This window comes from Geodermatophilus sp. SYSU D01176 (assembly GCF_054050015.1).
Map to the genome: position 1 here is coordinate 17,538 of NZ_JBJGYN010000028.1, position 20,171 is coordinate 37,708.

Annotated in this window: 19 protein-coding genes and 1 pseudogene; 13 read left to right on the plus strand and 7 right to left on the minus strand. The window is 74.9% G+C overall.

Annotated elements, in window-relative coordinates; all coding sequences use genetic code 11:
* The first annotated feature begins 28 nt into the window (after positions 1-28).
* Positions 29-1,738 (plus strand): alpha-glucosidase, encoded by a 1,710-nt coding sequence (locus tag ACI78Z_RS15515; RefSeq protein ID WP_457037431.1) that lies wholly within the window; start codon positions 29-31, stop codon positions 1,736-1,738.
* Positions 1,739-1,855: 117 nt separating this feature from the next.
* Here the strand turns inward: ACI78Z_RS15515 and ggh are convergent, their stop codons facing one another.
* Both ggh and ACI78Z_RS15525 read right to left on the minus strand, forming a co-directional pair.
* Positions 1,856-3,205 carry a glucosylglycerate hydrolase gene (gene ggh, locus ACI78Z_RS15520; protein ID WP_457037432.1) on the minus strand — a complete coding sequence of 450 codons (1,350 nt, stop codon included), beginning with the start codon at positions 3,203-3,205 and terminating at the stop codon, positions 1,856-1,858.
* On the minus strand, positions 3,202-4,008 hold the full coding sequence (locus ACI78Z_RS15525; protein WP_457037433.1) for a sugar phosphate isomerase/epimerase family protein: 807 nt from the start codon (positions 4,006-4,008) through the stop codon (positions 3,202-3,204). The genes ggh and ACI78Z_RS15525 overlap by 4 nt, the downstream gene beginning before the upstream one ends.
* 168 nt (positions 4,009-4,176) lie before the next feature.
* On the opposite strand from ACI78Z_RS15525, the gene ACI78Z_RS15530 reads away from it, so the two are divergent.
* From ACI78Z_RS15530 to ACI78Z_RS15550, 5 genes and pseudogenes are all read left to right on the plus strand, one after another.
* Complete coding sequence (locus tag ACI78Z_RS15530; protein ID WP_457037434.1) at positions 4,177-5,589, plus strand: ABC transporter substrate-binding protein; 1,413 nt, start codon at positions 4,177-4,179, stop codon at positions 5,587-5,589.
* Positions 5,590-5,603: 14 nt separating this feature from the next.
* The gene (locus ACI78Z_RS15535) at positions 5,604-6,542 is read left to right on the plus strand and encodes a carbohydrate ABC transporter permease (protein ID WP_457037435.1); all 939 of its coding nucleotides are present in this window, start codon (positions 5,604-5,606) and stop codon (positions 6,540-6,542) included.
* A complete protein-coding gene (locus tag ACI78Z_RS15540) occupies positions 6,542-7,489 on the plus strand; it encodes a carbohydrate ABC transporter permease (RefSeq protein WP_457037436.1) in 948 nt (315 codons plus the stop codon). Before ACI78Z_RS15535 ends, ACI78Z_RS15540 begins: the two co-directional genes overlap by 1 nt.
* A 4-nt stretch (positions 7,490-7,493) precedes the next feature.
* Positions 7,494-7,628: pseudogene (locus tag ACI78Z_RS15545) on the plus strand (winged helix-turn-helix transcriptional regulator); the annotation flags it as partial.
* A 51-nt stretch (positions 7,629-7,679) separates the two neighbouring features.
* A complete protein-coding gene (locus ACI78Z_RS15550) occupies positions 7,680-8,687 on the plus strand; it encodes an ROK family protein (RefSeq protein ID WP_457037437.1) in 1,008 nt (335 codons plus the stop codon).
* Between the two features lie 10 nt (positions 8,688-8,697).
* Here ACI78Z_RS15550 and ACI78Z_RS15555 read toward each other — a convergent pair whose 3' ends face one another.
* Positions 8,698-9,075 carry a VOC family protein gene (locus ACI78Z_RS15555; RefSeq protein WP_457037438.1) on the minus strand — a complete coding sequence of 126 codons (378 nt, stop codon included), beginning with the start codon at positions 9,073-9,075 and terminating at the stop codon, positions 8,698-8,700.
* Between the two features lie 66 nt (positions 9,076-9,141).
* On the opposite strand from ACI78Z_RS15555, the gene ACI78Z_RS15560 reads away from it, so the two are divergent.
* Positions 9,142-9,918: a TetR/AcrR family transcriptional regulator C-terminal domain-containing protein gene (locus tag ACI78Z_RS15560; RefSeq protein WP_457037439.1), complete on the plus strand. Its 777-nt coding sequence runs from the start codon at positions 9,142-9,144 to the stop codon at positions 9,916-9,918.
* Positions 9,919-9,925: 7 nt separating this feature from the next.
* Here the strand turns inward: ACI78Z_RS15560 and ACI78Z_RS15565 are convergent, their stop codons facing one another.
* From ACI78Z_RS15565 to ACI78Z_RS15580, 4 genes are all read right to left on the minus strand, one after another.
* On the minus strand, positions 9,926-11,218 hold the full coding sequence (locus tag ACI78Z_RS15565; RefSeq protein ID WP_457037440.1) for an MFS transporter: 1,293 nt from the start codon (positions 11,216-11,218) through the stop codon (positions 9,926-9,928).
* A gap of 102 nt (positions 11,219-11,320) precedes the next feature.
* On the minus strand, positions 11,321-12,577 hold the full coding sequence (locus tag ACI78Z_RS15570; RefSeq protein ID WP_457037441.1) for an acyl-CoA dehydrogenase family protein: 1,257 nt from the start codon (positions 12,575-12,577) through the stop codon (positions 11,321-11,323).
* 254 nt (positions 12,578-12,831) lie between these two features.
* A complete protein-coding gene (locus ACI78Z_RS15575; protein ID WP_457037442.1) occupies positions 12,832-13,203 on the minus strand; it encodes a cupin domain-containing protein in 372 nt (123 codons plus the stop codon).
* 152 nt (positions 13,204-13,355) lie between these two features.
* Positions 13,356-15,356: an acetoacetate--CoA ligase gene (locus ACI78Z_RS15580; protein WP_457037443.1), complete on the minus strand. Its 2,001-nt coding sequence runs from the start codon at positions 15,354-15,356 to the stop codon at positions 13,356-13,358.
* Positions 15,357-15,443: 87 nt separating this feature from the next.
* Between ACI78Z_RS15580 and ACI78Z_RS15585 the strand changes: the two genes are divergently transcribed.
* From ACI78Z_RS15585 to ACI78Z_RS15610, 6 genes are all read left to right on the plus strand, one after another.
* Positions 15,444-15,851: a DUF2237 family protein gene (locus ACI78Z_RS15585; protein WP_457037444.1), complete on the plus strand. Its 408-nt coding sequence runs from the start codon at positions 15,444-15,446 to the stop codon at positions 15,849-15,851.
* 12 nt (positions 15,852-15,863) lie between these two features.
* Positions 15,864-16,364: a glutathione peroxidase gene (locus ACI78Z_RS15590; RefSeq protein WP_457037445.1), complete on the plus strand. Its 501-nt coding sequence runs from the start codon at positions 15,864-15,866 to the stop codon at positions 16,362-16,364.
* The gene (locus tag ACI78Z_RS15595) at positions 16,361-17,080 is read left to right on the plus strand and encodes a mycothiol-dependent nitroreductase Rv2466c family protein (RefSeq protein WP_457037446.1); all 720 of its coding nucleotides are present in this window, start codon (positions 16,361-16,363) and stop codon (positions 17,078-17,080) included. The genes ACI78Z_RS15590 and ACI78Z_RS15595 overlap by 4 nt, the downstream gene beginning before the upstream one ends.
* A 78-nt stretch (positions 17,081-17,158) precedes the next feature.
* Positions 17,159-18,241, plus strand: coding sequence for a FecCD family ABC transporter permease (locus tag ACI78Z_RS15600; protein ID WP_457037447.1), 1,083 nt, complete (start codon positions 17,159-17,161; stop codon positions 18,239-18,241).
* A complete protein-coding gene (locus ACI78Z_RS15605) occupies positions 18,238-19,338 on the plus strand; it encodes a FecCD family ABC transporter permease (protein WP_457037448.1) in 1,101 nt (366 codons plus the stop codon). Before ACI78Z_RS15600 ends, ACI78Z_RS15605 begins: the two co-directional genes overlap by 4 nt.
* The gene (locus ACI78Z_RS15610; RefSeq protein WP_457037449.1) at positions 19,335-20,147 is read left to right on the plus strand and encodes an ABC transporter ATP-binding protein; all 813 of its coding nucleotides are present in this window, start codon (positions 19,335-19,337) and stop codon (positions 20,145-20,147) included. The genes ACI78Z_RS15605 and ACI78Z_RS15610 overlap by 4 nt, the downstream gene beginning before the upstream one ends.
* Positions 20,148-20,171: the final 24 nt, after the last annotated feature.

Genomic DNA, 20,171 nt, shown 5'->3' on the forward strand with positions numbered 1-20,171 from the left:
CGCACCGCGCCGTGCTGGGGTGGAGGTCGTGCCCGTCGAGCAGCCCCCGTGGTGGACCCGCGCCGTCGTCTACCAGGTCTACCCCCGGTCGTTCCAGGACTCCGACGGCGACGGGATCGGTGACCTCGGCGGGATCCTGCGGCGGATCGACCACCTGGCCGACCTCGGCGTGGACGTCGTCTGGCTCTCACCGGTCTACCCCTCGCCGCAGGCCGACAACGGCTACGACATCAGCGACTACACCGACATCGACCCGCTGTTCGGCTCGCTGGCGCAGCTCGACGAGCTGGTCGCCGCCCTGCACGACAGCGGGGTGAAGCTGGTCATGGACCTGGTGGTGAACCACACCAGTGACGAGCACCCGTGGTTCCGGGAGTCGCGGTCGTCGACGGACTCCCCCAAGCGGGACTGGTACTGGTGGCGGCCGCCGCGCGAGGGGATGGAGGCCGGCCGGCCGGGCGCCGAGCCGACCAACTGGCACTCGTTCTTCTCCGGGCCCACCTGGGAGCTCGACGAGACCACCGGCGAGTACTACCTGCACCTGTTCGACCGCCGGCAGCCGGACCTGAACTGGGAGAACCCCGAGGTCCGGCAGGCGGTGTACGCGATGATGCGGTGGTGGCTCGACCGCGGGGTCGACGGCTTCCGCATGGACGTCATCAACATGATCAGCAAGGACGTCGCCCCGGACGGCTCGCTGCACGACGGGCCCCCGCTGCCCGGGCTGCCCTACGGCGACGGATCGGCGTCCTTCCTGTGCGGGCCGCGGATCCACGAGTTCCTGCAGGAGATGCACCGCGACGTGTTCGACGGCCGCCGGGAGTCGCTGCTGCTCGTCGGCGAGATGCCCGGCGTGACGGTGGAGCAGGCGCGGCTGTTCACCGACCCGGCGCGGGCCGAGGTGGACATGGTGTTCCAGTTCGAGCACGTGGGGCTGGACTTCGACGAGTCCAAGTGGCGGCCGCGGCCGCTGCGGATGCGCGACCTCAAGGCCTCGTTCGGCCGCTGGCAGGCGGGGCTGGCCGACGTCGGCTGGAACTCGCTCTACTGGGACAACCACGACCAGCCGCGGGCGGTCTCCCGCTTCGGCGACGACTCGCCGCGGTTCCGGCGGGACTCGGCGACCTGCCTGGCCACCCTGCTGCACCTGCACCGCGGGACGCCCTACGTCTACCAGGGCGAGGAGCTGGGGATGGCCAACGCCCCGTTCGACAGCATCGACGACTTCCGGGACGTCGAGTCGCTCAACCACTTCGCGCAGGCGGTCGCGCACGGCGAGGACCCCGAGCAGGTGCTGGCCGCGCTGCGCCGGATGAGCCGGGACAACGCCCGGACGCCGGTGCAGTGGGACGCCTCCCCGAACGCCGGCTTCACCACCGGGACGCCGTGGATCCCGGTCAACCCCGACCACGTCGAGTGGAACGCGGAGGCCCAGCGCGCCGACCCGACCTCGGTGCTCGCCCACCACCGGCGGCTGATCGCGCTGCGGCACGCCGACCCGGTGGTGGCGCTCGGCGACTTCACCATGCTGCTGCCCGAGCACGACGAGCTGTACGCGTTCACCCGCAGCCTGGACGGCGCGACGCTGCTGGTCGCCTGCAACCTCGGCGCCTCGACCCACTCGCTGGGCGAGCTGCTGCCCGAGGCGGTCGGCGCCGAGCCGGTGCTGGGCAACCTGGGCGAGGGGGATCCCGGCGTCCTGCGGCCGTGGGAGGCGCGGGTGCTGCGGGTGCGCTGAGCCGAGCGCCGGGGACGGCGCGGCACTCTCCCCCGTGACGCTCAGGCGGTGAGTGCACCTGCACCCACCGCCTGAGCGCCCGGAGGGACAGGTGCGGTCGCCGGCGTCCTCGCCGGGTCAGGAGAGCAGCAGGTCCAGCGCCGCCGCCGCGGTCCAGGACTGGGCGGGGCTGCCGAGCGGCTCCCCGGTGAACGGCTCGTGGTACTCGGCGAACGAGCCCTCGGCCAGCTCGTCCAGCAGCGCCCGGCGCAGGGGCGCGGCCACGTCCGCCCGGCCGCGCCGTTCCAGCATCCACACGACGAACCAGTCGACCACCGGCCAGGTGGGGCCGCGCCAGTACGCGCGGGGCCGGAAGTCCGGCGACGCCGGGCTGGTGCTCGGCAGGACCGCGTGCCGCAGCCCGGGGTGCCCGGTCCAGCGCTCGGACCGCAGCAGCGCCACCATGGCCTGCTCCGCCGCCGGGTCCAGGCCGCCGCAGAGCAGCGGCGCGAACCCGGCCACCGTCTCCGCACGCAGCGGCGCGCCGGTCCGCAGGTCGGTGTCCAGGGCCAGCCCGAGCCCGGGGTCGACGCTGCCCGCCACGCCGGCCCGGAAGCGCTCGGCGTGCTCCTCGAGCTCGGCGACCTCCCCGGCCCCCAGGGAGCGGGCGATCCCGGCCAGCGCGTCACTCGCGGCGGCGAGGACGGCGGAGGCGAAGACGTCGGTGACCAGGAAACTGCCCGTCGCGCGGATGCGCGCGTCGTCGTAGCCGGCCCGCCGGAGCTCCGCGACGCCGCTGAGGTACCGGTCGTACTCCAGCCGGGTCGGGCGCTGGGCGGCGTCGCGGACGACGCGGGTGTCCCGGCGGCGGTACGGCACGAGGTCGGGGAGGACGGCGACGCGGGACCACGGCCCGTCCCACCGGGGGGAGTTGTCCATCCCGCTCTCCCAGCCGTGGTGGATGGTCAGCAGCCCGGTGCGCAGGGGGTCCCGTTCGCGGACGAGGTAGCGGTGCCAGGCCAGCACCCGGCGGTAGGCGCGGGGCAGCCAGGCCCGGACGCGTGCGGCCGCCGCGGGGCCCCGGCGGCCGGCGAGGGCCACGATGCGCTCGACGGCCAGGGCGTGCACCGGGGGCTGGCAGATGCCGCTGGTCCGCGGGGCGACCGGCGCGTCGTCGGTGACCTCGGCGCACCCCCAGCGGTCCGGCCCCGGGAAGTAGGCGGTCTCGCCGGGGTCGAAGACGATGTGCGGCAGCATGCCGGTGCGCCACTGCCCGCGGAACAGGTGGTCCAGCTCGGCGCAGGCCCGCCGCGGGTCGAGGTGGGCGAGGCCGACCGAGACGAACGCGGCGTCCCAGCTCCACTGGTGCGGGTAGAGGGCCGGGGCCGCCCGCGTCATCGTCCCCACGCCGTTCGCCCGCAGGACCGCCGCCGCGCCGGCCAGGAGCCCGGCGTCCCCCTGGACCGGCAGGTGACCGACGGCGCTCATGCCGCCGCCCGCAGTGCCGACCGCAGCATCGCCGTCGCCCGGGGCAGCACCCGGGCCGGGTCCCCGGACAGCCGGCACTCGAAGGCCAGGTGGCCGCCGTAGCCGATGGCCTCCAGGCACCGCAGCAGCGCCGCCCAGTCCAGGTGGCCGGCGCCGGGCTCGAGGCGGTTGCTGTCGGAGAGCTGCACGTGGCCGAGGCAGTCGGCGGTCGCGCGCAGCGCCGCCGGCGGGTCGGCCTCCTCGATGTTCATGTGGTACGTGTCCGCGCAGACCTGCACGCCGGCCAGCCCCGTCGTCCGGGCCAGCTCCGCCGCCTGCGCGAGGGTGTTGACCATGTGGTCCTCGTAGCGGTTGAGCGGCTCGAGCAGCAGCCGGACGCCCTCCCGGGCGGCGACCTCACCCAGCCGGCCCAGCGCGTCGAGCAGCACCTCGCGGTCGGCCTCGGCCGAGCGGGGTGGGGTGAACGGGGGCAGCCGCCGGGAGAACATGCCCCACGACGCCGGCGTGACCACACCCACCCCGCCGAGCGCACCGATGACGGCGAGCTGGGTGGCCATGTTGGCCACCGCGTCGGCCCGGCGCTCCGGGTCGAAGTCGCCGATGAAGTGGTCCATGTCCACGCAGACCGTGGGCATCTGGACGCCGTCGCGCCGGGCGGCCCGCAGCTCCGGCAGCCGCCTGCGGAGCGCGTGCCCGCCGGCGCCGCGCAGCTCGATCGCGTCGAAGCCCCAGGCGAGCGCGGCCTCCCACTTGGCCTGCAGCGTGTCGCCGGGGAGCAGCTGCTCCTGGACGGCCAGTCTCACGCGGCACCCCCCGCCACGTCGGGTTCGGCAGGTATGGCACCACTTTATTCGCGATCCGCGGCGCTTAATGCGTGCCGCGTCGGCATAACCGAGTTGTGACCCGCGCCGCGTTTCGAGCCGCTACTGTCCGGAGTCCGGCAGTGTCGCCGGCGACTCCGAGGAGAGCTGATGAGCGCGAGGAAGCGGCGGGTTCAGGTCTCGGCGGCGGCGGCCGGGGTGACCGTCCTCCTCGCTGCCTGCGGTTCCGGGGACGGTGGCGGTGGCGGTGAGGGCGGCGGCGACGAGGGCGGCCCGCTCACCGTGTGGACCCTGGAGAACCTCCCCGACCGCCTCGCCGCCCAGCAGGAGATCGCTGCCGCCTTCACCGAGAGCAGCGGCATCGAGGTCGAGCTCGTCGGCATCGACGAGGACCAGTTCAACCAGCTGCTCACCTCCTCGGCCGCCGCCGGGGAGCTGCCCGACGTCGTCGGCGCGCTGCCGCTGGCCGGCGTCCAGGCGCTCGCGACGAACGAGCTGCTGGCCCCCGACGTGGCCGCCGACGTGGTGGAGGGCCTGGGCGCCGACACCTTCTCCGAGCAGGCCCTCGAGCTGACCCGGGACGGGGACACGCAGCTCGCCGTCCCGAGCGACGGCTGGGCGCAGCTGCTCGTGTACCGCAAGGACCTCTTCGACGCCGCGGGCCTGGCCGCGCCGGAGACCTACGAGGCCATCCTGGCCGCGGCGCAGGCCCTCGACAGCCCGGAGATGGCCGGCTTCACCGGCGCCACCGCGCCGAACGACGCCTTCACCCAGCAGACCTTCGAGCACCTCGCCCTCGGCAACGGCTGCCAGCTGGTGGACGACGGGGGTGAGGTCACCCTCGACAGCGACCAGTGCGTCGCCGCGTTCGAGTTCTACGACCGCCTGATCAGCGACTACTCGGTGTCGGGCACCCAGGACGTCGACACCACCCGCGCGGCGTACTTCGCGGGACAGGCGGCGATGGTGGTCTGGTCCTCGTTCATCCTGGACGAGATGGCCGGCCTGCGGGCCGACGCGCTGCCCACCTGCCCCGAGTGCTCCGCCGACCCCGCCTTCCTCGCGAAGAACAGCGGCGTGGTGACCGCCATCGCCGGCCCGGACGGGGACGAGGGGGCGCAGTTCGGCGAGGTCGTCTCCTGGGCCGTGACCGCGGACGCGCAGACCGACGCGGCCACGCAGTTCGTCACCTACATGCTCGAGGACGGCTACGAGCAGTGGATCGGCTTCTCGCCCGAGGGGAAGGTGCCGACCCGGCAGGGCACCGCCGACGAGCCGACCCGCTTCATCGACGCCTGGGCCACCCTGCCTGCGGGCGTGGACACGAAGGCACCGCTGTTGGACTTCTACTCGGCCGAGGTGCTCGACGCCCTGCGGAACGCCCCGGACACCATCTCCCCGTGGGGCATCCCCCAGGGACAGGGCGCCCTCGTCGGGGCCTCCCTCGGTGAGCTGCCCGTGCCCCAGGCGATCAGCGCGATGACCGGCGGCGAGCTGGACCCGCAGCAGGCGGCGCAGCAGGCGGCCGACGCGCTCCGCGAGATCGCCTCGTCGCTGGAGTGACCGGGGGCCCGGCCGTGTCCACACGTCGTCGACCGCGCCCCGGCGAGCCCGGAGCACGCGGACGCGGGACCCTGCAGGCGCGCGAGGCCCGGACCGGGCTGGCGCTGATCTCGCCGACCGTGGTCCTCGTCCTGGTGCTCGTGGTGCTGCCGATCCTGTGGACGGTGGTGCTGGCCTTCCAGGACCTGCGGCTGATCCGGCTGCGCACCGCCGGGCTGTTCGGGGACTACACGTTCGAGAACTTCGTCGACGTCTTCAGCTCCCCCGGGTTCTGGCAGGCCCTGCTCACGACGCTGGTCTACGCCGGCTTCGGCACCGCGTCGGCCGTCGGGCTGGGCCTCGTCGCGGCGCTCGCCCTCCGGCGTCCCTTCCGGGGACGCGGCTTCGTCCGGGCGTCGCTGCTGCTGCCCTACGTGGCACCGGTCGTCGCTGCCACGTTCGTGTGGGGCGTCATGCTCAACCCGCAGTTCGGCATCGTGAACGAGATCGGCACGGGGCTGCTCGGCTGGGACGAGCCGATCGCCTTCCTCTCCGAGCGCCCGACCGCGCTCATCACGGTCATCGTCTTCGAGATGTGGCGGTCGTTCCCGTTCGCCTTCCTGTTCCTCACCGCCCGGCTGCAGGCCGCGCCGGCCACGCTGGAGGAGGCCGCGCGGGTCGACGGCGCGACCCCGACCCAGGTGTTCCGCCACATCGTCTGGCCGCAGCTGCTCCCGACGATCGCGGTGCTGGCGCTGCTGCGCTTCATCTGGACGTTCAACAACTTCGACGACATCTACCTGCTGACCGGCGGAGGAGCCGGCACCGAGGTGATCAGCGTGCGGGTGTTCGACTACCTGGTCAGCCGCGGGGACATCGGCGCGGCGTCGGCGCAGGCGCTGGTCCTCGCCACGGTGCTGATCGTCCTGGTCACCGTGTACTACCGGTTCGCCGCGAAGGACGAGGTGGCCTGATGACCCGCATGGTGACGGCGCCGGCGGACACGACGGCCGCACCCGACGCCCGTCCGTACCGGGCCCCCGCGGGGCGGGGCTGGTCGCGCAGCACGGTCGAGACCCGGGTGCTCGGCGTCCTGCGCTGGGTCGTGATCGTGGGGCTGGCGCTGTTCACGCTGTTCCCCTTCTACTACATGGTGCTGCTCTCCGTCCGCGACCTGAGCTCGCTGCTCCAGGACCCGGCCCGCCTGTGGCCGCTGCTCTCGGAGCTCACGGTCGGCACCTACCGCGACGTGCTCACCCCGACCGCGTCCGGCGGGCAGGGGTTCGTGCGGTTCATGGCCAACAGCGCCCTGATCGCGCTGGGCACGGTCGCGGTGACGCTCGTCTTCGCCGTCCTGGGCTCGTACGCCATCGCCCGGCTGCGCTTCCCGGGCCGACGCAAGGTCAGCGTGCTGTTCCTCGCCGTCTACCTGTTCCCCAGCATCCTGCTCGCCGTCCCGCTGTTCGTGTTCTTCACCCGCCTCGGCCTCCGCGGCGCCCTGGGCCCGCTCGTGCTGGTGTACGTGTCGCAGACGATCGCGGTCGCGATCTACACGCTCCGGAACTACTTCCAGACCGTGCCGGCCAGCATCGAGGAGGCCGCCGCCGTGGACGGCGCCAACCGGTTCACGATCATGCGCCGGATCACCCTGCCGCTGGCGATGCCGGCGATCCTGTCCAACGGGCTGTTCGTCTTCATGATCGCCTGGAACGAGTTCCTCTTCGCCCTGCTGTTCCTGGTGGAGGACCGGTCGCGGTGGACGGTGTCCCTGGGGCTGTCCCAGCTCGCGGGCAGCATCGAGATCCCCACGACCGTGCTCATGGCCGGATCGGTGATACTGACGCTGCCGATCGTCGTACTGTTCTTCGCCACCGAGAGGCTTCTCACCGGCGGCCTGACCGCCGGCGCCGAGAAGGGGTGAGGACCTGGGTGAGCGCGCCGGGCAGCTGCTCGAACTGATCCGCCGGGGCCGGGCCCGCACGCGCGGGGACCTGATCGAGCTGACCGGGCTGTCCCGCTCGACCGTCGCCGCCCGCGTCGACCTCCTGGTCGACGCCGGGTACCTGCGCGAGTCGGGCCGGGAGGCCTCGGTCCGCGGCCGGCCGTCGCAGGTGCTCGGCCTCGACGGGTCCCGCGGGGTGGTGCTGGCCGCCGACCTCGGCGCCGCGCACGCCTCCCTCGCGCTGTGCGACCTCTCCGGGCGTCCGCTGGCCGAGGCGGTCCACGAGGTCCGGCTGGCCGACGGCCCCGAGCCGGTCCTCCGGTGGGTCGAGCAGCGCTGGCGGGAGGTGCTGGACGCCTGCGGGGTCACCGCCGACCGGGTCCTCGGCCTCGGGGTCAGCGTGCCGGGCCCGGTGGACGTCGCGACCGGACGGGTCGTGCACCACACCCCCGTCCTGCCGGGCTGGCACGACCACCCGCTGCGCGACCTGCTGGAGCAGCGGTTCGGTGTCGTCTGCGTGGTCGACAACGACGCCAACGCCATGGCCCTGGGCGAGCACCACACCGCGTGGCCGGACTCCTCGCCGCTGCTGTTCGTGAAGGTCGCGACGGGCATCGGCGCGGGCGTGGTGGTCGACGGCCGGTTGCTGCGGGGCGCAGACGGCGCCGAGGGCGACATCGGGCACGTCCGGATCACCAGCGCCGAGGACGGCCCGCTCTGCGTCTGCGGTGCGCGGGGCTGCCTGGCCGCGTCGGCGAGCGGGCGGGCGCTGGCCCGGGCACTCCGGGAGCAGGGGGAGGACGTCCCGGACAGCCGGTCGGTCGTCGAGCTGGCGTCGACCGGCCACGCCGAGGCCACCCGGCTGGTCCGGGAGGCGGGGCTGGTGATCGGCGACGTCCTGGCGACCGCGGTGAGCCTGCTCAACCCGCGCGTGCTGGCCCTGGGCGGCGACCTGGCGCTGCTGCAGGACCACTTCGTCGCGGCCGTCTGCGAGCGGCTGTACCAGCGCACGCAGCCGCAGGCCGCCCGGGGCCTGCGCGTGGTGGCCAGCAGCCTCGGTGACCGGGCGGGCGTGGTCGGCGCGGCCCGGCTGGCGCTCGAGGAGGTCCTCTCCGCGGAGGCCGTGGACCGCGCCCTCGCGGGCCGCCAGCAGGCGGCCGGCCGGCCGGTTCCCTAGCCCTGCGCCGCTATCCGTTCCAGTCCACGAGCTGGACGACCACGCCGTTGGGGTCGCGGACCTGGAAGGCGCGCTCGCCCCACTCCTCGACGGTGAGCGGCATGGTGATCGCCACGCCCTCGTCCTGCAGCCGGCGCAGCTCGCCCTCGAGGTCCTCGACGACGAAGGCGAGGATCATCCCGGCGGCGGGCACGTCGCGCTGGTCGGCCGGCAGCGTGGGCAGGCCGCGACGCAGGAAGGCGACGTGGACGCCGGCGTCCTCGCGGGTCAGCGAGGCGAAACCGTCGGCGGCCATCTCCTCCCGGAACCCGAAGTGGCGGCTGAGGAAGGCGCTGCTGGCCGGGACGTCATCGACGTTCAGCGAGACGGCGGTGGCGGTGATGCGCACGGAGGCCTCCTGGAAGTGATTCGGACTCCGTACACTGTACGCTGATTGCGTGGGGAGGATGCCGACGTGCCGACCGACCGGAGCAGCGCGGGCGACGCCGCCCGCACCCTGACCCTGCTGTGGCGGCAGCCGCCCGCGGGCCCTCGACGCGGACCGGCGCGCGCCCTGGACCTCGACGCGGTGCTGGCCGCGGCCGTCGGCCTGGCCGACCGGGACGGCCTGGAGGCGGTGGCCATGCGGGCGGTGGCGCAGACGCTCGGGGTCGCGCCGATGACGCTCTACACCTACGTGCCGGCCCGCGCCGAGCTGCTGGACCTCATGCTGGACGCCGTCCACGCCGGGATGGCGCGCCGCGACACCGCCGGCCGGCCGTGGCGGGACCGGGTCGCCGCCGTCGCGGAGGAGAACCGGGCGCTGTTCGCCGCCCACCCCTGGGCCGCCGCGGTGTCCACGCTGCGCCCGCCCCTCGGGCCGGGCTCGATCGCCAAGTACGAGCACGAGCTGGCCGCCTTCGACGACCTGGGGCTGGACGACGTCGTGCGCGACGACTGCCTCACCCACCTGCTGTCGTTCGTGCAGGCCAACGCCCGGGCGGCCGCGGAGGCGCAGGCCGCCCGGCGGCAGAGCGGGGTGGACGACGCGCAGTGGTGGGCGGCGGCCGGGCCGCTGCTGGCCCGGGTGCTGGACCCGGCGCGGTATCCGCGCGCGGTCCGGGTGGGGACGGCGGCCGGCGCCGCGCACGGCAGCGCGCACGGCAGCGCGCACGACCCCGCCCACGCCTACCGCTTCGGCCTGGAGCGGACCCTCGACGGGCTGGCCGTGCTGGTGGAGGGGCGCGGTTGACCCGGGCTCAGGCCGGCGCGCCCACCGGCTCGGCGGCCGGCCGCCGGTCCAGCGGGTGGGCGAGCTCGTCGACCGGCATCCGGGCGGCCAGGACGGCGCCCACCGCCAGCACCAGCGGCACGCAGCCGGCGACGAGGAAGGTCGCGGTCAGGCCGATCCACTCGCTGACCGGGCCGGCCATCGCCATCGACAGCGGCAGGAACGCGCCGGAGACGAGGAAGTCCAGGCTGGAGACCCGCCCGAGCAGCGCCGGGGGCACCCGCCGCTGCAGCAGCGTGCCCCAGATGACCATGCCGCTCTGGAAGGTCGCGCCGGTGACCAGGCCGGCGGCGACCATCACCTCCAGCCGCGTGGTCAGGCCGAAGACGGCGATCGGCAGGCAGCCCAGGCCCCACAGCAGGACCATCACCGTGAGGTAGCGGCGCGGTAGCGGGCGCGAGGAGACGACCAGGGAGCCCAGCGCACCGCCGACGCCGAAGGCGGTGAGCACCAGCGCGTGGCCCATCGGCCCGCCGTCGGCCCGGTCACGGATGGCGAAGGGCGCCAGCACCTCGAAGGGGCCGAGCATGACCAGCAGCATCAGCGAGGCGAACACCAGCGTGGCCAGCAGCCAGGGCGTGCGGACCATGTAGGCGAAGCCCTCGCGCAGGTCGGTGGCCATCGACCGCAGGGGGTGCACCGGGACGGCGGCCGGCTCGCGGCGGACCGGGGTGACCGGCAGGGCCGCCATGCACAGCGCCGCGCCGGCGGCGGCCGCGGCGGTGACCAGCAGCGCGACGCCCGGTGAGACCGCCGCGACCAGCAGCCCGGCCGCGGTGGGGCCGGCCACCTGGTGCAGCACCGGCCGCATCGTCCCCTCGAGGCCGTTGGCCGCCAGCAGCTCGTCCTCTGGCAGCAGCGCCGGGACCAGCGCGGAGTAGGCCGGGTAGTACAGCCCCATCCCGACGCCGCCGAGCAGCCCGACGCCGGCGAGCAGCCAGAGCGGCAGCGCGCCGGCCATCGAGAGCGCCGCGACGCCGGTGACCGGGACCGCCTGCAGCAGTGCCACCGCCAGCAGGATGTGCCGCTGCGGCACCCGGTCGGCGAGCACCCCGCCGAGCAGGGCGACGGCGAGCATGCCGCCGGCGGTCAGCCCGCTGACCAGGGACACCTCCGCTGGGCCGCCGCCGAGGGCGACGACCTGCCAGATGACCGCGACCGCCCAGGACCCGTTGGCCAGCAGCGACAGGCCGAGCGAGACGGCGAGCAGCCGGTAGGGGCGGTGCCGCAGCGGCTGCAGCGCCCTCGGCAGGCCGGCCATGGTGCTCTCCCCGTCGTCCGTACCGCCCGGAGGTGCCCGTGGGCGGCACGGACCATGGTGCCGGTCGGCGTCCGGCCGCCGCGCGCGATTTCTCGGACGGCGTTACCCGAGGGGGGACCTGGGCAGGATGCGGTCGCTGATGATGCGCTTCTGGATCTCGCTGGTGCCCTCGAAGATCGTGGTCAGGCGGGCGTCGCGCCAGTGCCGCTCGACCTGCCGCTCGGTGGTGTAGCCGTTGCCGCCGTGCAGCTGCATGGCCTGGTTGGTGACCCGCACCGACATCTCGGTGGCCTCCAGCTTCACCATCGCCGCCTCCCGCTCGCAGGGGACGCCGAGGTCGAGCAGGTGGGCGACCTGCCGGTAGAAGGCGCGGGCCTGCTCGACCTGCGCGGCCATCTCGGCGACGGCGAAGCGCAGCGCCTGGAAGTCGCCGATCGGGTGGCCGAACTGCTCGCGCTCCTGCAGGTAGAGGACGGAGTCCTCCAGCGCGGCGCGGGCCAGCCCGACGGCGCGGGCGGCTGTGTGCACCCGGGCGGTGTTGAGGAACAGCTGCGCCTGGGCGAACCCGGCCCGCTCGGCCCCGGCCCCGGTCCCGTCGCTGGCGGCCGCCTCGTCGATGACGTTCCCCCGCGGGATGCGGACGCCGTCGAAGCTGAGGTCCCAGGTCAGGAAGCCGTGGTAGCCGATCTTGTCGATCGGGGAGCCGGTCAGGCCCGCGGGGAACGCGCCGCGCTCCTTCTCCAGCAGCAGGTTCAGCAGGCCCGCCGAGCGGCGCTCCCCCGGCTCGGGGTCGCGCTCGCGCGCCAGCACCTGGATGAAGTCGGCGGCCTCGGCGTTGCCGCACCAGCGCTTGCGGCCGGTGACCACCCACTCGTCGCCGTCGAGCACGGCGCGGGTGGACACCCCGGCGAGGTCGGACCCGGCGTCGGGCTCGGACAGCGCGATGGCGCCGATCCACTCCCCGCGGGCGCTGCGGGCCAGCAGTTCGTGGCGGCGGTCGGCGTCGGCCAGCGACGTCCCGAGGCCCTGCGAGCGGGCCAGGATGCTGGCGGTCGACATCCAGGCGCGGGCCAGCTCCTCGCTGACCATGCAGTACTCGAAGACGCCCAGGCCCAGCCCGCCGTGCTCGGCCGGGACGGTGATGCCGAAGTACCCGAGCTCGGCCAGCCGGGCCAGCAGCGACGCCGGGATGAGGCCCTTCTGCGGGTCGAGCTCGTTGGCGACCGGCAGCACCTCGTCCATGGCGAAGCGGCGGGCCTGCAGTTGCAGCGCCTCCCGCTCGGGCGTGTGCCACGGCGGCAGCAGGGCCGGCGGCTGGGGCTCGAGCAGCTCGGTGGGGTGGTCCTGGGGCGACGTCATCGTCGTGGGGCCTCTCCTCGGCGGCGGGTGACCACGGTCCACCCTCCGGGCAGCCCCCGGGCGCCGCACGGGACACCGCCGCAGGAGTTACCGATGGCACAGCAGCTCCCCCGTCGCACCCCCGGGCAGCAGGCGTCACGGGCACGCGGGCAGGGGCCCCGCCGGCGGCCGCGCCCGGGCGCCGGCGGGGCCGCCGGGTGTGCCGGGGGACGACCGTCCGGGCAGCCGGACGCCGCCCCTCCGTGTCGCCGGACCTACTGCTTGGCCGCCCAGACCGAGGCCCCGTGCCAGTCGATGGCCACCACGGGCTCGTCCCCCACGACCCAGGCGTCGTGTCCTGGCGGCAGGCTCGTGACGTCACCGGGACCCGAGTCGAGCTCTGTCCCGTCCGCCATCACGACGTGGATCCGGCCGGAGACCTGGTACTGCTGGTGCGGTGCCTGGCACAGGTCGGTCCCGGCCACCGGCTTCACGTGCTCGGACCACCGCCAGCCGGGCTGGACCGTGATCCTGCCGACCTGGGCGCCGCCGGCCAGGTTGAGCAGCTCCAGCCGCCAGTTGTCCCCTTCCCGGACCTCGTCGGGTCGGTCGAACGACATGTGCTCCACGGGCTGCGTCTGCGTCACTGGACTCCCCTCCCCGATCGAACTGCTGCGGACGAGTCCAGTTCTCCTCGCTCGTCGCAGACGGGTCAACCCCCGTTGACGGGCACGCGACAGGCCCACCGGCTCGGCGATCGGGCCACGTACGTCGCCCTCCGAGCGGCGGGCCGGTCACGTCAGCGGACGCCGCGCTCCTGTGCCAGGGCGACGTAGTGCTCGACGGCGGCCGGGTCGTCGACCGCGCCGGCGTTCAGCGCCTTGGCCGGGTCGACGCCCTGGAACAGCCGCTTGAGCGGGACCTCCAGCCGCTTGCCGGTGCGGGTGTGCGGCACCGCGGGGACGACGAGCACCTCGTCGGGCACGTGGCGCGGGCTGGCCTGGGAGCGGATGGCGGCCTTGATGCGGGCCACCAGGTCCTCGCTCAGCTCCTCGCCGTCGGCGAGCTTGACGAACAGCGGCATCCAGTAGCCGCCGTCGCGCTGCTCGACCCCGAGGACGACGCAGTCGACGACCTCCGGGATCGACTCGACGGCGGCGTAGATGTCCGCCGTCCCCATGCGGACGCCGCCGCGGTTCAGGGTGGAGTCCGAGCGGCCGGTGATGATGCAGGTGCCCCGCTCGGTGACCTCCATCCAGTCGCCGTGCCGCCAGACGCCGGGCCACGGCTCGAAGTAGGCCTCGCGGTACCGGGACCCGTCGGGGTCGTTCCAGAAGCACAGCGGCATGGTGGGCATCGGCTCGGTGATGACGAGCTCGCCGAGCTGTTCGGTCACCGTCCGGCCGTCCTCGTCCCACGACGCCGCGGCGACGCCGAGCATCGGCCGCTGCAGCTCCCCCGCCGTCACCGGCAGCAGCGGCGAGCTGCCGATGAACCCGGTCGCGACGTCGGTCCCACCCGACAGCGAGCCGAGCAGCACGTCGTCCCCCACCGCCTCGTAGACCCAGTGGTAGGCCGAGGCCGGCAGCGGCGAGCCCGTCGACCCGACGGCGCGCAGGGCCGACAGGTCGTGGGTCTCCCCCGGCCGGATCCCCGCCTTCTCGCAGGCGGTCAGGTAGCCGGCGCTGGTGCCGAGGTAGGTGATGCCCGTGCGGGCGGCCAGCGCGAACTGGGCGTCGATCGACGGGTACGCCGGGGCGCCGTCGTAGACGACGACGGTGGCGCCGACCAGCAGCGCCGACGTCGAGATGTTCCACATGATCCAGGCGGTGGACGCGTACCAGAAGAACCGGTCACCGGGGCCGACGTCGAGGTGCAGCCCGAGCTGCTTGTGCTGCTCGAGGACGACGCCGCCGTGGCCGTGCACGATCCCCTTGGGCAGCCCGGTGGTGCCCGACGAGTAGACGATCCACAGCGGGTGGTCGAAGGGGAGCGGCTCGAAGACCGGCTCCTGGCCGTCGGCGACCGCGTCGGCCCAGGGCAGGGCGCCGTCGGGCACCTCGCCGGGGTGCAGCCGGGGGACGGCGATCGTCGTCCGGACGCTGGGCAGCGCCGCCCGGAGCTCGGCGACGACGTCGCGCCGGTCGTACTCCTTGCCGTTGAAGCGGTAGCCGTCGACGGCGACCAGCACGGTGGGCCCGATCTGGGCGAAGCGGTCGAGCACGCTGCGGGTGCCGAAGTCCGGCGCGCAGGAGGACCACACCGCGCCCACCGCCGCCGCACCCAGGAAGGCCACGACCGCCTCGGGGACGTTGGGCAGGTAGCCGGCCACCCGGTCCCCGCGCTGCACGCCGAGCCGGCGCAGCGTGGCCGCGAAGGCCCCGACCTGCGCGCGCAGCTCCGCCCAGCCGGTCTCGACCGGCTCGGTGTCCTCGGCGACGGCGATCAGCGCCGGGCTGCCCGCGTCGACGGCGCCGTCCCGGGGGTGCCGCAGCGCCTGCTCGGCGTAGTTGACCGTCGTCCCGGGGAACCACTCGGCGCCGGGCATCGCGCGGCGGGCGAGCACCCGGTCGTCGGGGACGCCGGGCAGCACGCCGGACCAGTCGGCGACCTCGGCCCAGAACTGGTCGAGGTGCTCGACCGACCACCGCCAGATCGCGTCGTAGTCCGGGGGGTCGCCGAGGTCGACGCCGCGGCGCCGGGCCACCCGGTCGGCGAACCGCGCGAGGCGGGTGGCCCGGATCGACTCGGGCGTGGGGCGCCAGAGGACAGCGGGCCCGGCAGACGTGTCGGCACTCACAGCGCCACCCTGCCACCCCCGCTGCAGCTCCGGCGGACCCGGGAGCCGGGGAGCGCGGACCGCCGTTCGGCAGCAGGATGGGGACCCATGAGCGAGCCGCAGGGCGAGATCGAGCGCAACGTGCTCGGCGGGCCGCTGCAGCCGTGCGGCACCGAGCCGCTCACCGGCTTCTACCGCACCGGCACCTGCAGCAGCGGCCCGGAGGACCTGGGCAGCCACACCGTGTGCGCCGTCGTGTCCGCGGAGTTCCTGGAGCTGCAGCGCGCCCTGGGCAACGACCTGACCACCCCGCGGCCGGAGTACGGCTTCCCGGGCCTGCGCCCCGGCGACCGCTGGTGCGTGGTGGCCGCGCGGTGGATGCAGGCCTACCAGGCCGGCGCCGCCGCGGGGGTCGTCCTGGCGGCCACGAACGCCCGCGCGCTCGAGGTCGTGCCGCTCGAGGCCCTGCGCCAGCACGCGGTCGACGTCCCCGACGACCTGAGCGACCTGGACTGAAAGAGGATCCCCGTGCCCCCCACCGACCTGCTGGACACCCCGGTGACCACGCTCCAGGGCGAGGCCACCACGCTCCGCGGGCTGGCCGGCGGCGGCGCGGCGCTCGTGGTGAACGTCGCCAGCCGCTGCGGCCTCACCCCGCAGTACACCCAGCTCGAGACGCTGCAGCAGGAGTTCGGCGCCAAGGGGCTCACCGTCGTCGGCGTCCCGTGCAACCAGTTCGCCGGTCAGGAGCCGGGCACCGCCGAGGAGATCGCGGGCTTCTGCTCGACCACCTACGGCGTGACCTTCCCGATGACCGAGAAGCTCGAGGTCAACGGACCGGGCGCGCACCCGCTGTTCCAGTGCCTCACCGGGGCGCCGGACGCGTCGGGTGAGGCGGGCGAGGTCCGGTGGAACTTCGAGAAGTGGCTGGTGGACCGCGACGGCGAGGTCGTCGCCCGGTTCCGGCCCACGACCCAGCCGGACGCCCCCGAGGTCCGGCACGCGATCGAGGAGGTCCTGGGCCGATGAGCGACGCCGACCTGCACTTCTGGTTCGACCCGGTCTGCCCGTTCGCCTGGATGACCAGCAGGTGGGTGCGCATGGTCGCCGAGCAGCGCGAGTACCGCGTCGAGTGGCGGCTGATCTCGCTGCGGCTGCTCAACCGGAAGGTGGACTACGACGCCCAGTTCCCGCCCGAGTACGAGGCCGGCCACACCGCCGGGCTGCACCTGCTCAGGGTCGCCGCCCGCGCCCGGGCCGAGCACGGCCCGCAGGCGCTCGACCCGCTCTACGCCACGCTGGGCCGGCACGTCTTCGAGGACCCCGCCGGCCAGCCGCCGCCCGAGCGCGCCACCGGCCGGGCGTTCCTCGAGCAGGTCCTCACCGAGGCCGGGCTGCCGCTCGACCTGGCGGCCGCCGTCGACGACCCGTCGTGGGACGCGGAGATCCAGGACGAGACCGACGCTGCCCTGCGGCTCACCGGCAGGGACGTCGGGACGCCGATCCTGCAGTTCCGCCCGCCGGGTGGTGCCGCGTTCTTCGGCCCGGTTATCAGCCGGCTGCCCACCCCCGAGGACGCCGTCGCGCTGTGGGACCACGTGATCGCCCTCGCCGGCTTCCCGGGCTTCGCCGAGCTCAAGCGCAGCCTGCGGGAGCGGCCGCAGCTGCCGGCGTTCGGCGTCCGCCCGGGCGAGGCGGGGCTCGAGGAGGACTGGCACGGGGGCAGCCGCCGCCAGCACCGCTGAACCGGGCGATCGGCCGACCCCGGCGCGCGGGACTAAGGTGAGCCTGGCCTATCTCGCCGTCTGCCCCTGGAGCCGCTCGTGTCCTCGTCGACCGATGCTGCCCTGCGCCGGGCTCCGGACGCGACAGGGGCCGGCGGCGCGTTCCGGGGCGACCTGCTCGAGCGGCGCCGCAGCCGCCTGCTCGGCCTGGTCCTGCTGCTCGTCCTGGTGGTCGCCGCCGCGACGCTGAGCATCGCGGTCGGCTCCCGCAGCATCGGCCTGGGCGCCGTGTGGCAGGCGCTCACCGACCCGGGTGTCCCGACCGAGGAGACTGTGATCGTCCGCGAGCTGCGGGTGCCGCGCACCGCGCTCGGGCTGATGGTGGGGCTGGCACTCGGCATCGCCGGGGCACTGGCCCAGGGCCACACCCGCAACCCGCTGGGCGACCCCGGCCTGCTGGGCGTCACCGCCGGCGCCTCACTGGCGGTGGTGCTGGCCATCCACCTCCTCGGCGTCGGGACGCCGGCCGGCTACGTCTGGTTCGCCTTCGCCGGCGCCCTCGTGGGCACCGTGCTCGTCTTCTCGCTCGGCTCGGCCGGCCGCGGCGGCGCCACCCCGGTCACCCTCGCGCTGGCCGGCGCCGCGCTGTCGGCGCTGTTCTACGCGCTGGTCCGCGCGATCCTCGTGAGCGACACCGACAGCCTCGACGCCTTCCGTTTCTGGGTGGTCGGCGCGCTGGCCGGCCGCGGGGCCGACGTCGCCTGGCAGGTGGCCCCCTTCATCGTCGCCGGGCTGCTGCTCGCACTGCTCAACGCCCCCGCCCTCGACCTGCTCGGCCTCGGGGAGGACGTCGCCCGCGGCCTGGGCCAGCGGGTGTGGCTGGCCCGGCTGGTCGGGCTGGCCGCGGTCACCCTGCTGTGCGGCGCGGCGACGGCGGCCTGCGGTCCGATCGCCTTCGTCGGCCTGGTCGTGCCGCACGCCGTCCGCGCGTTCACCGGCCCGGCGCACCGGTGGCTGATCCCCTGCTCCGGCCTGCTCGGGGCCGCGCTGCTGCTGGTCGCCGACGTCATCGGGCGGGTCGTCGTCCGGCCCGGCGAGCTGCAGGTGGGCATCGTGCTCGCCCTCGTCGGCGCGCCGTTCTTCATCGCGCTGATCCGCCGGCGCCGGATGGCCGGCCCGTGACGCAGCTCGCGCCCCCGCCGGCCGGGACCCCCGAGCGGGTCCGCCAGCCCGGGGAGACCGTCGTCCGCGTCGGGCCGGTCTCCGGGCGGGTGCGCTGGCGGCAGGTCGGCGTGGCGCTCGGCGCCGCGGTCGCCGCCGTCCTGCTGGGCGCGGTCAGCCTGGGCCGCGGCGACTTCCCGATCGGGCTGACCGACGTGCTGCGCACCCTGGTGGGGCTCGGCGAGGGGACCGAGGAGTTCATCGTCCTGCAGCTGCGGGCGCCGCGGATCGTCATCGGTGCGCTGGTCGGGCTGGCCCTCGGCGTGGCCGGTGCCCTGTTCCAGACCTTCGCCCGCAACCCGCTGGCCTCCCCCGACGTCCTCGGCATCACCCAGGGCGCGTCGGCCGGCGCGGTCGCGGCGATCGTGCTGGGCGGGACGGCGAGTGGCTCCGGGCTGCTCGGTGGCGTCGGCATCCCCCTGGCCGCGCTGCTCGGCGCGCTGGTCAGCGGCCTGCTGCTGCTCCTGCTGGCCTGGCGGCGCGGCATCGACGGCTACCGGCTGGTGCTGGTCGGCATCGCGCTGTGGGCGGTCGCCGCGGCGCTCACCGACTGGCTGCTCACCCGCGCCGAGATCCACGACGCCGCCACCGCCTACGTCTGGATCACCGGATCCCTGAACGCCCGCACCTGGAACGAGGCAGTGCCGCTGCTGGTGGCCCTCGCCGTCCTCCTGCCCGCCGCGCTGGCCGGCAGCCGGGCGCTGGGGGTCGTCCAGTTCGGCGACGACACCGCGCGGGGCCTGGGCGTGCGCCTGGTCCCCACCCAGGCGCTGGTCGTCCTGGTCGCCGTCGCGCTCACCGCTGCCGCCGTGGCCGCGGCCGGCCCGATCGCCTACGTGGCGCTGGTGGTCCCGCAGCTCGCCGTCCGGCTCACGGGCGGCTCGCGGCCGCCCTTGCTGGCCTCCGGCCTGCTCGGCGCCGCGCTCGTCGTCGGCGCCGACCTGCTCACCCGCACCGTGCTCCCCCAGGCGCTGCCCGTCGGCGTGCTCACCGCCGCCGTCGGCGCGCCCTTCCTGCTCTGGCTCCTCGTCCGCGGAAGGCGGCGATCGACGCTGTGACCAGCACCCTCCCCCGGACCGGAACGGTCCGTCTCGCCACCGAGTCGGTCAGCCTCGCCTACGACGACCGGGTCGTCGTCCGCGACCTGGACCTGCAGCTCACCGAGGGGTCCTTCACCGCGATCGTCGGCCCCAACGGCTGCGGCAAGTCCACGCTGCTGCGGGCACTGGGCCGGCTGCTGCGCCCGGTCGGCGGCCAGGTGCTGCTGGACGGCCGGTCGATCGCGCGGACGCCGACCCGTGACGTGGCCCGCGTGCTCGGCCTGCTGCCGCAGACCCCGGTGGCCCCGGAGGGCCTCACCGTCGGCGACCTCGTCGCGCGGGGGCGGCACCCGCACCAGTCCTGGCTGCGGCAGTGGTCCCGCGACGACGAGGCCGCGGTCGCCGAGGCGCTGACCTGGACCGACATGGCCGACCTCGCCGACCGGCCGGTCGACGAGCTCTCCGGAGGGCAGCGCCAGCGGGCCTGGATCTCCATGGCGCTGGCCCAGGGCACCGACCTGCTGCTGCTCGACGAGCCCACGACCTACCTGGACCTGTCCCACCAGATCGACGTCCTCGAGCTGGTGGCGCGGCTGCACGCTGAGCGCGGCCGCACGGTCGTCGTCGTGCTGCACGACCTCAACCTGGCCGCCCGCTACGCGCAGCGGCTGGTCGCCATGGACGACGGCCGGCTCGTCACCTCCGGGCGGCCGGAGGAGGTGCTCACCGAGCTCCTGCTCGCCGACGTCTTCGACCTGGAGGCGCGGATCGTGCCCGACCCGGTGACCGGGACGCCGATGGTGGTGCCGGTCCGCCGCCTCCGCTAGGGGCGGCGCTCTCCGCGGAGATCG